Consider the following 13,210-nt stretch of genomic DNA (forward strand, 5'->3'; position numbering starts at 1 on the left):
GGTGAAAAGTTAGTTAATTTCACTGTTATTATTTTGCGTATTTTCATCGTCTTTGTTTTCTTCTTGAGGCATGTATTTATATAAAAATAATACCGAGCTAATAGCGAAAACAAAGGTTAAACCAGTTAACCCAAATACTTTAAAGTTAACCCAGGTTTCAAGTTCGTAACTATAGGCAATATAAATATTTAAGATAGCGCAAAAAGTGAAGAAAAAAGCCCAAGCCAAGTTTAGTCTTGCCCAAATATTTTCAGGTAAAGTAAGTGCTTCACCTAGAAATTGTTTGATGATGTTTTTATTAAAGCCGTAGTAACTAATTAGTAAAGCTGATGCGAATAAGCCATTTATAATCGTAACTTTCCATTTAATGAAAGCGTCATTATGGAAAAATATGGTTAGCCCGCCAAAGACAGCGACCATGAGAAAAACAACGAGATGTCTTGTTGGTATTTTTTCTTTTTTTATAACGTAATATAGTACTTGTAGCGCTGAAGTAATAATTAATGCGCCAGTTGCCCAATAAATATCGGCAAATTTATTAACAACAAAGAAAATAATAAGCGGGATATATTCAAAAATAGCGTGCATAAAAAGTATAGAGTTGAAAAAAGTGTTTGGGATTTTAACTAAATATTAACGTAATAGCCAAACATTAAAGTGTTAAAAATAATGTTTGGCTATAATATTGAGGAAGGTAGAACAGGTTAGTTATGTTTAATACTATTGTTCATAACCAAAGGGATCATCAATGCTGTATGAAGGCTCAGTAAACCATTTTGCGCCTGATTCAGTCATATAAAAATGATCTTCAAGTCGTATGCCAAATTCCCCAGGTATTACAAGCATTGGTTCATTTGAAAAAGCCATACCTTTAGCAAGTGGTGTTCTGTCACTTCTAACTAAATATGGCCATTCGTGAATATCTAAACCAACACCGTGACCTGTTCTATGTGGGCATCCTGGCGTTTCATAGTCAGGCCCTAAACCTTTTTCAGCAATATAATTACGTGCTGCTACATCAACATCACCACATGGTACGCCAATTTTTGCTGCATTAAAGGCTGCAATTTGCGCGTCTTTTTCTATTTGCCACATTTCTCTGTGTCTTGCACTAGGCTCACCAAACACATACGTTCTTGTAATATCTGAATTATAACCATGTAATTGACAGCCAGTATCAATTAATACTACATCATTTAAGTCGAGTTTCTTTGGTGTTTTTACACCATGCGGGTAAGAGGTATCTAAACCAAATAGCACAATACAGAAATACGATCCTGCTGGAGCACCTAATTTTATATGAGCTTGATTAATAAAGTTTTTTACTTCATCTGTAGAAATTCCATCATACAGGATACGAGCTGCTGCTTTTTGCACTATCATCGTCATATCTTTTGCGCGCTGAAGCAAGGCAATTTCATGATCTGATTTTTGTCCACGACATGTTGCAGTGATTGTTTTAGCATCAATTAATGTTAGTTGTGAATTAACATTCTGGATACCATTAGTCATAAAGAAGCTAGTCGATTCATCTACAGCTAAAGTACCTGCTTTGATACCTAGATTAGCTAACACATTATTGGTTAACTCGTATGGGCTTTCATGCTCTTGCCATCCATGCATTTCACCTTCAATCGTAATTTGCAATTTGATGGAGTCTATTTCGAAATGAGGAACGACATAATGTAATTCACCAGATTGCGTTAAAATAGCTCCTACCATACGTTCACTTGGGTACCAACGTGTACCGGTGAAATAATAAAGGTTTGTACCGGCGTTAAGATACATAGCATCAATATTCTCAGCTTTCATTATTTGCTGAGCTTTTACCATACGTGATTTAAATTCAAGTTCTGAGATAGGAGATATATCAGTAGTCATGTCTGATAGTTTTTCAAGTTCAATTGCTGCCGTCGAGCCGCCAATTCCAATAGTCATGTGTTCACCTAGTTGAGTTAATCATTGTATACCGTAAATATACAATATACATAGATAGTTTGATAGTAGAAGGTTTTATTTATTTACAAACTTATGTTAGTTCAAATAGCGCAGTTGATCTTTATCAAGTAACAGGCGCTAAGGCATTGTACTTTTATGTTGAGAAGAGTACTTTAGTGACAATTTTACACTATATACTAAATACCTGAATTATGAGTGAATCTAATTTCTTTTATCAAGAACAAAAAAATGAAGTGTCATTGTTTAATTATGCTTTTGAACATGAGTTACCTGTATTAATAAAAGGACCTACAGGTTGTGGCAAAACCCGCTTTGTTGCTCACATGGCTGAAAAGCTAAATAAGCCTCTTTACACCGTTGCTTGTCATGATGACTTAACGGCGGCTGATTTGGTAGGGAGACACCTAATCGGTCCTGATGGAACGTATTGGCAAGATGGCCCATTAACTAAAGCAGTAAGGGAAGGGGGAATATGCTATTTAGATGAAGTTGTCGAAGCAAGAAAAGATACTACTGTTGTCCTTCATCCTCTAGCTGATGATCGCCGTGTTTTACCTCTTGAAAGAACGGGCGAAATACTTGAAGCGGCCCCTGGTTTTATGCTTGTCGTTTCTTATAATCCAGGATATCAAAACTTATTAAAAGGTATGAAACCGAGTACCAGGCAGCGTTTTGTTGCATTACGATTTGATTACCCAAGTGCAGAATTAGAACAACAAATCTTAATTAAAGAAGCTGGCGCAGATCCTCATTTAGCATCTAAACTCGTTGAACTTGCTGCAGCACTGCGTCGATTAGAACAAAACGATCTTGATGAGGTTGCCTCGACACGATTATTGATTTACGCCGCACGTATGATTGGCTCAGGTATGAATGCCTTAGATGTATGTCGCTGTTGTTTAGCGGAACCATTATCAGATGATCCTCAAACAGTTAAAGCATTGATGGATGTTGCTAAAATTTATTTTGATTAATCCTTTGTCGCGGTTAATTTAGGAATATATAAATTAACCGTTTTTATGACTTTCAATTAATAAGCAGCCTTATTGCTTAATATTTCTCTTATGTCAAAAAGCACCTCTTTACATTCAGCCGTTAACGAAAATAATACAGTAAAGTCTACTTTGCCTGGCGATTTGGCTATGTGGTTTTTTATTCTGGCAGAGCTAACGGTATTTGCTATTTTTTTTATCGGTTTTGCTATAGCAGAGCAGCAAAACTTAACGCTATTTAGTGATGGAAAAAAGCAATTACATCAAAGTGCGGGCCTAATAAACACCATCGCTTTAATCACAAGCAGTTTTTTTGTCGCGTTAGCATTAAATGTAATGCATCAAAATCAAGGTAAAAAAGCCGCCTATCTTATTGTACTCGCAAATTTAACGGCGCTTATTTATATCTTTGTTAAGCTCTGGGAATATTTTGCTTTATTTGATCAAGATATTGGTATTGAGACAAATACTTTTTTCACTTTATATTTCTTGATCACTATGTTTCATTTAATGCATGTTTTATTAGGCATGGTTATTTTGTTGTTTATTGCAAAGCGAGCCTTTTGTGGAGCATACTCTGCTAAGAGTATATCGGGTTTTGAATCAGGTGCTTGTTATTGGCATATGGTTGATTTACTGTGGATTATTTTATTTCCGCTCATTTATGTTATTTAATGGTAAACGTTATATGAAAGATACCATCAATAAAGATACAAAATTAGCCTTTGTTAGCTGGTTAGTACTAATTGTACTGACAGTCCTTTCTGTTTATCTCATTCACTTTGTTGATAATAGAGCATTGTATGTCGGTGTTGCTTTACTTATTGTGTCTATAAAAGGGCAGCAAATAATTGATATATTTATGGAACTTAAGCAAGCACCTAAGTTATGGCGTGTGCTACTATTAAGTTATGTAGTAGTGATTCCATTCATTATTGGGTTAATTTATTTAATTTAATTAAAAAGTAGATATAAATTATGGAAAGAGAAACGACCCCTAGCACTAAGTTTTCAATCATTTGCCAATCACTGTACTTAGCTAATTTATTGTTATTACCTGGTATTTGTTTCTTTATCCTTGTTTATTTTTTACTTAAGTACCAGCGTAGTACTAAAAACCAACTTTCGATAGAAGAGACGAAACGTATATCACTAAATACCTTTGGTATTGGCAAAATACATTTATACCGTAGCGTTCAAATTTCTTGTTTAGCAGGTGTTATGTTGGTTATATTTCCGCTGATTGTATTTTTGTTTTCGAATCAATTTGAAGCTTCTATCATGGTCAGTCTGTTTTACTTCATCACACTTCATGCCGCATTTGTGTTAATAGGGATGCTAAACTTATCTAGAGCTATGGCACGAAAACTTCCTATTTTTTAAATATGTTGTATTAAATCTAAACAAAAGTAATTCTTATTTATTAAACTCTTGACCCACATCACATCAACAGTTAATTATCTTGTTAATATACGCGTATAATTTTGACATGACATAAAAATAGTTAGCATTATGGAAGAATGGGTCGGTGGCCTTTGGCATAAATATATTACACGTAAAGCAAATCCTGAATTCGATGAAGCGAGGGTGTCTTTTGATGAGATCAGTAAATCAGTCGGTATGGTATTTCGTGCCTTAGGTGGTGATGTAGTAAAACGTGTTGAAGCTGCTACAGGTCGAGAATACTTAACAAGAAAAACTTTTCTTCAAAAAATTTCAGGCGATAACCAGTTAGTCAGTCTTGCTTGGCAAGATGATGAAAGCCTTCGTTTGCCTGAATCGTTAGCTGTTTTTCCAACAACAGAATTAAATTACGATTTATATATATGGTTATCTGTATTAGCGGCAAATCATAGCGGTCAGTTTTCTCATTGGGCTAAAGATAATCAGCAATTGGTTGTCGATGTATTAGAAAAATACCCAAGTTTACAAAATCGTTATGACAGGTTAGCAAAATCGTTTGTTGAACTTCGCGCAGACATTAATGGTATGTCTGATGAAGAAGCATTGATGGAACAGTCTATTAGGCAATCGATAGTAAAACCAGGATCTGTTGATGAATTCCCAGTTGTGAACTTTGCCCCTAAAGCCGTTTATTTATGGCTGTATCCTTCAGCTAGCTCAGATGAAATATTGCAAGCAGAATTTGATGACTCTGCAATGGAAGATAACGAAAGAGAGCAGCAAAAATCGGTTAAAAAGGCGAAGAACTCTCGTAAAGAAGCTGAGCGTGTTGAATCTCCCGATGAACGTAATGGAATGATGATATTTCGCCTTGAAAGTATGTTCTCTTGGAGTGAATTCTCTAAATTAGATCGAGGCAGCGACGACAGTGATGAAGATGATGACGATTACGAGAGAACGATAGATGATCTTGATAAAATAACGTTAGCACAACAACAAGAGCAACAAAAAAGTGCCCAAATAAAAGTTGATTTAGACTTACCTTCTGCTTCAGAAGACGACATTCCATTAGGTGATGGTATTAAATTACCCGAATGGGATTATAGAAAGCAATTATTGTTAGAAGATCATTGTTTATTGCAACCTATGCTACCCAGAGACTCAAAACCTTCAAAATTACCGGTTAAATTGCAAAAAACAGCTAAAACAATTCAGGCACAGTTTGAGCAATTGCAAAGTGTTAGGTATTGGTTAAAAGCTCAGCCTCAAGGTGAAGAATTAGATCTTTCTGCTTGGCTTGATTTTCACGTTGAAAGTAAAACATCTGCAACAGCAGAAAAAGGCTTGTTTCAATCATTTAGAGGTAATCATCGAGACTTATCTTGTTTATTACTTGCCGATTTATCCATGTCAACAGATTCACATTTAGATAATGATAATAGAGTGATAGATGTAGTAAAAGATAGCATGCTGTTATTTGGTGAAGCTCTACAAGCTGTGGGTGATAATTTTGCCATGTATGGGTTTTCTTCAGTAAAGCGCTCAAATGTTCGTTTTACTATGTTAAAGAACTTTAAAGAGAAATATAACGATGATGTCAGAGGCCGCATTCAAGCAATAAAACCGGGTTTTTATACTCGAATGGGCGCAGCTATACGTCAAGCGACTAAAGTTATTAATGAGCAAAATACCAGTGAAAAACTACTATTAATTCTTACTGATGGTAAACCCAATGATATTGACCATTATGAAGGTCGTTTTGGTATCGAAGATACTCATCAAGCAATATGTGAAGCAAAAAGGTTAGGTATAAAACCATTCTGTATTACGATTGATGTTGACGCTCAAGATTATTTGCCTTACTTGTTTGGAAGTGATGGTTTTACGCAAATTTTAAGACCAGCTCAGTTACCCACAAGGTTACCTCAGCTTTACCATCAATTAACGTCACAAAATGGATAATAGGGTTTTATTGTCGATGAAAACTTGTTTGTATTGCCAAAATGAAAACTTAGCAGAGTCGAAGCAATGTTCACGTTGTGGAATGGAGCTTCCTACTAAACAACCCCAAAGTAAAAAAGCAAAATTGCTCTTTTTCACAAAAGCCTTTTGGTTTATTGTAATTTTCTGCATTATTATGGTTATTTACTTACCAAGATAAAATATACACGCGTTTATTACATCTTGGTTAGTTTGTAGCGACTACACATAAATACCACGTTACTTTAGGCTATAAGTCTGGGCGTGGTTTCTATTTTCTTTATACTAAAACTTAATTTTCCCCTTCCATACATACTCGAATATGCAACGTTTCAATTAACAGAGCCTAATTAAGTACCATAAATAGGCTTAACGGCTAGTTTTTTCTATTTTATATGATTATTAAAATATCACTTGATCACTTAATCGCCTAATTTTATTAAAAATTTTATTGCTAATTTCTTGATTTAGCTAAAATCTGTCATATAGTTAATCTTAGTTTAATAATAAATATTGAAATGGATGGCATATGATCAAGCTTCCCAGCGAGTTAACCATTGCTCAAGTTGACTCATACCAACCTCAAATCATTTCAGAAATTGATGATAATACGGTTATCACCATTGATGACAGTGAACTGACAAGAATTGATACTATTGGTGTGCAGTTTATTCTTGCTGTAGTGACTTATATTATTGCACAAGGTAAAGAGATTAAGTGGCAATCTACCTCTTCCATATTAAGAGAAAGCATCAACCAACTTGGAATAAATGATGCAATTTTGATGCAATACTTATCGGATTAATTAAACGTTTTTACATCACAGATGTTACTTATATATTTATGAGGAAGTACACATGACAAAGGTGTTAGTTGTAGATGATTCCAACTCAATTAGAGACATGGTGAGTTTTACACTTAAAAGTGCAGGTTATCAAACTACTGAAGCTAAAGATGGACAAGAAGGATTAGTAAAAGCAAAAGGTGGTAATTTCGATTTAGTTATTTCTGATGTCAATATGCCGAACATGGATGGCATAACTCTCTGTACAGAATTGAGAAAACTTGCAAATTTTAAATTTACACCAATTCTTATGCTTACCACAGAAAGCTCTACCGATATGAAAATGAAAGGGAAAGCTGCTGGTGCCACTGGCTGGTTAGTCAAGCCTTTTAATCCAGAGAAACTTTTAGCTACAATTAAGCGTGTAGTACGTTAAATTTACTAGGTACTCTTTATGACTGTTGATTTATCACAATTTATACCTAGCTTTTTAGAAGAGAGCTTTGAAGGCCTAGAGTTAATGGAATCAGGCTTGTTAAATCTTCAAGCGGGGGATAGTGAATTAATTCACTCTATTTTTCGTGCAGCGCATTCGATTAAAGGTGGTGCAGGTACATTTGGTTTTGAAAATGTGACCGATTTCACCCATTTAGTAGAAACTTTATTGGATGAAATGCGCGATGGCCGTCGTGAAATTACCAATGATGATACTGAAATTTTATTAGAATCTGTTGATTGCATACGCTTGCTAATAGAAGCAGCTCGCGATGGTGATGAATATGATAGCGATAAAATTGAGCAAACGTCTGATAGACTAACAATAGCCTTAGAAAAAAAGCCAACAACTGATAATAATGATTCTTTTAAAGAAGAAAAATGTACTAAAGAAAAGCATTATATCATTAATTTTGTTCCTGAATTAAGTTTAGCAAAAACGGGGAATGACCCTATATTTTTATTATCTGCTCTTGCTGAACTTGGCACGTTAACAGTAAAGGCTGACTCATCTACGCTACCTGCATTAAATGATATAGACCCACTTGAACTCTATCTCAGCTGGCAATTAAGGCTGATAAGTGATGCAAGTATCGAAGATATTGAAGAAATTTTTGAATGGGTTGAAGATGAGTGTGAGTTAGATATTACAATAGATGAAGCCAATCAACCTGAAAAAAATCCTGAACAAACAACACTAAATAAAAATCATGAATCAGAAGAACCTTTAAAGCAAAATAATGATGAAGAGACTCAGGTTATAACGCCAGAACCGAAAATAGAAGTAGTTAAAGAAAACTCACCAATAACAGCCAAACCTAAAGCTAAATCAGATGTTGGTTCAATACGAGTTGGCGTTGATAAGGTAGATAGCTTAATTAATTTAGTGGGTGAGTTAGTCATAACACAATCAATGCTTTCAGAGTTAGGTAGTGATTTTGATTTGTCTAAACTAGACCGTTTAACTAATGGGCTAGAACAATTATTGCAAAACACAAAAGAGTTACAAGAAAGTGTAATGCGTATTCGAATGCTCCCTATAAGTTTTGCATTCAATCGCTTTCCTCGTTTAGTTCACGATTTAGCAATTAAAACAGGTAAGGAAATGGAGCTCATTATTAAAGGTGAGCAAACAGAGCTAGATAAAACTGTTATGGAACAGATAGGTGATCCACTTGTTCACCTCATTAGAAATGCAGTTGATCATGGAATTGAACCAAGCGAAATTAGACTCGCTAACGGTAAATCTAAGAAAGGTATTATTTCTCTTGATGCTTATCACCAAGGTGGAAATATTGTTATCGAAATATCAGATGATGGTAGTGGAATCAATAGAGATAACGTATTTAACAAGGCTGTTGAGAAAGGGCTGATAGATGCTAATGCGACTCTTTCTGATAGCCAAGTCTATGATTTGTTATTTGAACCTGGTTTTTCTACCGCTCAAGAAGTTACAGATATTTCTGGTAGGGGTGTTGGCATGGATGTTGTGAAAAGAAATATCCAAGCTCTTGGAGGGAGAATTCAAGTTGACTCAACACCAGGTCAGGGCAGTAATTTCAAAGTCAATTTACCATTAACATTAGCGATACTTGATGGTCAGTTAGTAAAAGTTGGAACAGAAACATACATCATTCCTTTGATATCTATTGTTGAGTCTTTACAAATTGAAAAAGAATTTTTGAATCGAGTCTCTGGTGACATGGATTTATATAGGTTAAGAGAAGATAACGTCCCAATTTTACCGGTATTTCAACTATTTAATATAGATGCGCAATGCAATGAACTTGATAACGCGTTACTGGTTGTGGTTGAAGCAGATGGTCAAAAAGTAGGTTTAATGGTTGATGATTTATTAGCTCAACAACAAGTTGTTATAAAAAGCTTAAAAGATAATTATCAACAAGTGCTAGGGATTTCAGGAGCCACTATCTTAGGTGATGGCTCGGTAGCAATGATTTTAGACATACCCGGCATGATTCAAATGGCCCTTGAAAAAGCACAACGTTCCCAGCATCAGAAATACCCTAATCAAATAGAGAAAGTCGGAGGGTATAATTAATGAATATACAAGCCATGGCAAATGAGATACCTGTTGAGGGTGAGCATTCAATTGAAGGTATCGATTTTATTACTAGTGCTGATCAATACCTGACTTTTACATTAGCTCATGAGCAATATGCGGTAGACATTCTTTGTGTAGAAGAAATTAGAAGCTGGGAAAGACCAACAATTATTCCTAATTCACCTTCTTATATTCAAGGTGTTATCAATATGCGTGGTGTTATTGTGCCTATTATCGATCTTCGATTGAAATTTTCAATTGGTGAAGCATCTTATACTGAAACGACAGTCGTGATTGTTTTAACTTACCAAGCAGAAAGCTCTTCGAGGACAATGGGCTTTGTCGTAGATGCTGTTTCAGATGTATTAAATGTAGAGTCTGGAGATATTAAACCTGCACCTCATTTTGGTGGGTGTGTCCCACCACAGTATATTGAAGGGCTAATAAATGCTGATTCTAAAGTGGTCACGTTATTAAACGTAGCTAATTTACAGCTATTAGAGAAAGACGACAACCATGCATCAATATAATACTTAGTAATGGGAAATATCATGATAGATAGCGAACAAGAGTATTTAACATTTTTGCTTCAAGGTGAAGAATACGGTATTGATATTCTTTGTGTACAAGAAATTAGAGTATGGAGCTCTATCACTGAGCTACCCAACAAGCCTGATTATATCAAGGGAGTTATAAACTTACGCGGAGTTATCATTCCTATCATTGATTTAAGGTTACGGTTTGGTCAAGAGGCGCTTGAGTATAACGATCAAACAGTTACTATTATTTTAAAACAAACTAATGCACATAGAACAATGGTTGTTGGTTTGGTTGTTGATGCAGTCTCAGAAGTATACAAATTTACTCATCAATCTATTAGGCCGGCGCCTGCTTTTGGTAACAACATAGATAGTTGTTTTTTAAAGGGCTTAGCAAGTGTAGAGGAAAAACTCATTATTCTGTTAGATAGTGACACTTTGCTGAACGAAGATGATCTTTATTGTATAGAGCACTCCTCAGTTGATGAAAGTCAAACTGAAGCAGTAGAACAAACCATAATGTAATGCATTTACTTACCCATTAGATAATAAAAAGATTAAACAATACAGGAATTTGATATGACTCCAAAGCAAATAAGCTTAGTGCAAGAAAGTTGGATAAAAGTTCTCCCAATAGCTCCTAAGGCAGCGGAAATATTTTATCAAACATTATTTGAAATGGACCCCGCCTTAACTTCACTTTTTCCTGAAGATTTAACTGAGCAGGGTAAGAAACTTATGTCGATGCTCGACACAGCGGTAAAATTGCTAAATGATCCAAATAAGTTAATTCCAGCCGTTGAAAAGTTAGGTATAAAGCACCTTGAATATGGCACGAAAGAAGAACATTACGCTACTGTAGGTGCTGCATTAATAAAGACTCTAACTGTGGGCTTGGGTGATGAGTTTACTCCGTCTGTTAAACGAGCTTGGACAGCTGTTTATAAAACGTTATCAACAACGATGATAACTGCTGCCAATAATTCTGCTAGAGAGAATAAGCAATCTAACAAAAGTAACAAGAAAGGTGCAATGATGAACAATAAAACTAAGGAAGGAAATGATTTAGCTGTACGTTTGCAAGGCGCTTTAGATCAATCTATGACAGCATTTATGATGATAGACAGGAATTTTACTATCACATATTTTAATAAAGCCACACTTGATTTACTGAAGAAGCATGAAGAAACGTTTGTTAAAAAGTGGCCAAGCTTTAAAGCTGATGCAGACTCTATGATGGGCATTAATATAGATATGTTCCATAAGAACCCTGAGCATCAACGCAAGCTATTATCAGATCCTGCTAATTTACCATTTACTACCGATATAAAAATATTGCATTTGACGATAGAGCTAAATGTTACTGCGATAATGGATTTAAACGGGGAATATATCGGAAACTCTTTAGAGTGGTCAGACGTAACAGAAATAAGATCTAAATCTTTAGAAGTAGGCCGTTTAACCTCAGCGGTTGAAGGAATGACAACTAATTTAATGATGGCCGATACCCAAGGTAACATCGTGTATGCTAACCCTGCGGTATTAAATATGTTACGTAGAAGAGAAGAGCGACTTCGTACCGCTCTACCATCATTTAGTGTTGACAAAGTCATAGGGACAAATTTTGACTCTTTTCATAAGAACCCTGCACATCAACAAAATTTACTAGGAAATCCTGATAATCTTCCATACTCAGCTGAAATTAATGTCGTAGGACTCACCTTTCAACTCATTGCAATCCCTTTAAGAGATGATAAAGGGAATCATGTAGGAAATGCAGTGCAATGGTTAGATCTTACTGAAGAGAAAGATGCGCAAAAACAAATTGAAAATTTAATCACAGATGCTATTTCAGGCAAATTAGATAGTCGTATTGATACAGAAAACTATGAAGGCTTTATGAATGTTTTAGGGACTAACATTAATAATTTGATGGATGCTATCGTTGAACCGATTAATGATGCAATTAATATAGCTCAGGCACTTGCTGATGGCGATCTAACTCAGTCAATGAATGATAACTATGGGGGGGAATTTTTAGCACTAGCTAATGCTATGAATGGCTCTATAGAAAATTTAACTAATATGGTTGGGGAAATACGAGGGGCTTCTACTAACGTTTTTGATTCAGCGCGTGAAATTGCTGAAGGAAATAACGAATTAAGTCACAGAACAGAATCGCAAGCATCTAGCCTTGAAGAAACAGCTTCTGCTATGGAAGAGATAACTAGCACTGTTCAGCAAAATGCTGAAAATGCAACTGAAGCGAGTAAATTGTCTGACTCTGTAATGGACAAAGCGACTAACGGTGGCTCTGTAGTTAGAAATGCTATTACAGCGATGAGTGATATTAATAAATCGAGTAAGAAAATAGCAGATATTATCAGTGTTATTGATGAAATAGCCTTCCAAACAAACCTATTAGCACTTAATGCAGCGGTAGAGGCGGCAAGGGCAGGCGAACAAGGTCGAGGTTTTGCCGTTGTTGCAGCTGAAGTGAGAAACCTTGCTCAACGTTCTGCTGGTGCAGCTAAAGAAATTAAAGGGTTAATTAATGACAGCGTTGAAGCGGTTGGACAAGGAACAAAACTAGTTGATGAAACAGGACAAACATTTAGCGAGTTAGTAACGTCTATAGAAGAAGTTAGTAAAATGATTTCAGATATAGACAGTGCAGGTAAAGAGCAATCAGCAGGTATTAGAGAGGTAAGTGCTGCGGTTAGTCAAATGGATGAAATGACACAACAAAATGCCGCATTAGTTGAAGAAGCAGCAGCATCAAGTAAGTCAATGGAAGAGCAGTCGCAAGCATTATTAGAACAAGTCGCTTTTTTAAATACTGGTGAAGAAGAACAAAAACCAGTTATTCGTTCACCAAGACAAAATTCTAATAAACGTACATCAAAATTTAGTCCCGCAGTGCCTTCATTAAGTAGTAAAGCTAAAAGACCGGTAACCCCTGTTGATCAAGAATGGGAAGAGTTTTAGAGAA

General features: G+C 35.5%; 13 protein-coding genes. 11 read left to right on the top strand and 2 right to left on the bottom strand.

The features are described 5' to 3' along the window. Positions 1–9 precede the first annotated feature (9 nt). Both D1094_RS04045 and D1094_RS04050 read right to left on the bottom strand, forming a co-directional pair. Positions 10–588, bottom strand: a complete 579-nt coding sequence (locus tag D1094_RS04045) for a septation protein A (RefSeq protein ID WP_118958820.1) — start codon at positions 586–588, stop codon at positions 10–12. Between the two features lie 132 nt (positions 589–720). After that, positions 721–1,938 (bottom strand): Xaa-Pro peptidase family protein, encoded by a 1,218-nt coding sequence (locus D1094_RS04050; protein WP_118958821.1) that lies wholly within the window; start codon positions 1,936–1,938, stop codon positions 721–723. Between the two features lie 212 nt (positions 1,939–2,150). Between D1094_RS04050 and D1094_RS04055 the strand changes: the two genes are divergently transcribed. The 11 genes from D1094_RS04055 (at position 2,151) to D1094_RS04110 (ending at position 13,206) form a co-directional block, all read left to right on the top strand. Next, positions 2,151–2,933 (top strand): CbbQ/NirQ/NorQ/GpvN family protein, encoded by a 783-nt coding sequence (locus D1094_RS04055; RefSeq protein WP_118958822.1) that lies wholly within the window; start codon positions 2,151–2,153, stop codon positions 2,931–2,933. Positions 2,934–3,023: 90 nt separating this feature from the next. Beyond that, positions 3,024–3,626 (top strand): cytochrome c oxidase subunit 3 family protein, encoded by a 603-nt coding sequence (locus D1094_RS04060; protein WP_118958823.1) that lies wholly within the window; start codon positions 3,024–3,026, stop codon positions 3,624–3,626. Between the two features lie 13 nt (positions 3,627–3,639). After that, entirely contained in the window at positions 3,640–3,909 is a 270-nt protein-coding gene (locus tag D1094_RS04065) for a cytochrome C oxidase subunit IV family protein (RefSeq protein ID WP_182440095.1), read from the top strand. A gap of 20 nt (positions 3,910–3,929) precedes the next feature. Continuing rightward, positions 3,930–4,334: a hypothetical protein gene (locus D1094_RS04070; RefSeq protein WP_118958825.1), complete on the top strand. Its 405-nt coding sequence runs from the start codon at positions 3,930–3,932 to the stop codon at positions 4,332–4,334. A gap of 129 nt (positions 4,335–4,463) precedes the next feature. Beyond that, positions 4,464–6,317, top strand: a complete 1,854-nt coding sequence (locus D1094_RS04075; RefSeq protein WP_118958826.1) for a nitric oxide reductase activation protein NorD — start codon at positions 4,464–4,466, stop codon at positions 6,315–6,317. A 547-nt stretch (positions 6,318–6,864) separates the two neighbouring features. Beyond that, positions 6,865–7,140: a lipid asymmetry maintenance protein MlaB gene (locus D1094_RS04085; RefSeq protein WP_118958828.1), complete on the top strand. Its 276-nt coding sequence runs from the start codon at positions 6,865–6,867 to the stop codon at positions 7,138–7,140. Between the two features lie 52 nt (positions 7,141–7,192). Beyond that, positions 7,193–7,555, top strand: a complete 363-nt coding sequence (locus D1094_RS04090; protein ID WP_118958829.1) for a response regulator — start codon at positions 7,193–7,195, stop codon at positions 7,553–7,555. 18 nt (positions 7,556–7,573) lie between these two features. Next, positions 7,574–9,676: a chemotaxis protein CheA gene (locus D1094_RS04095; protein ID WP_118958830.1), complete on the top strand. Its 2,103-nt coding sequence runs from the start codon at positions 7,574–7,576 to the stop codon at positions 9,674–9,676. After that, positions 9,676–10,209 (top strand): chemotaxis protein CheW, encoded by a 534-nt coding sequence (locus tag D1094_RS04100; RefSeq protein ID WP_118958831.1) that lies wholly within the window; start codon positions 9,676–9,678, stop codon positions 10,207–10,209. Before D1094_RS04095 ends, D1094_RS04100 begins: the two co-directional genes overlap by 1 nt. Before the next feature lie 21 nt (positions 10,210–10,230). Beyond that, positions 10,231–10,743, top strand: coding sequence for a chemotaxis protein CheW (locus tag D1094_RS04105; RefSeq protein ID WP_118958832.1), 513 nt, complete (start codon positions 10,231–10,233; stop codon positions 10,741–10,743). A gap of 54 nt (positions 10,744–10,797) precedes the next feature. Next, a complete protein-coding gene (locus D1094_RS04110; RefSeq protein ID WP_118958833.1) occupies positions 10,798–13,206 on the top strand; it encodes a methyl-accepting chemotaxis protein in 2,409 nt (802 codons plus the stop codon). Positions 13,207–13,210 lie beyond the last annotated feature (4 nt).

Origin of the sequence: Colwellia sp. RSH04 (genome assembly GCF_003545765.1) — a bacterium.
GTDB lineage: Bacteria > Pseudomonadota > Gammaproteobacteria > Enterobacterales > Alteromonadaceae > Colwellia.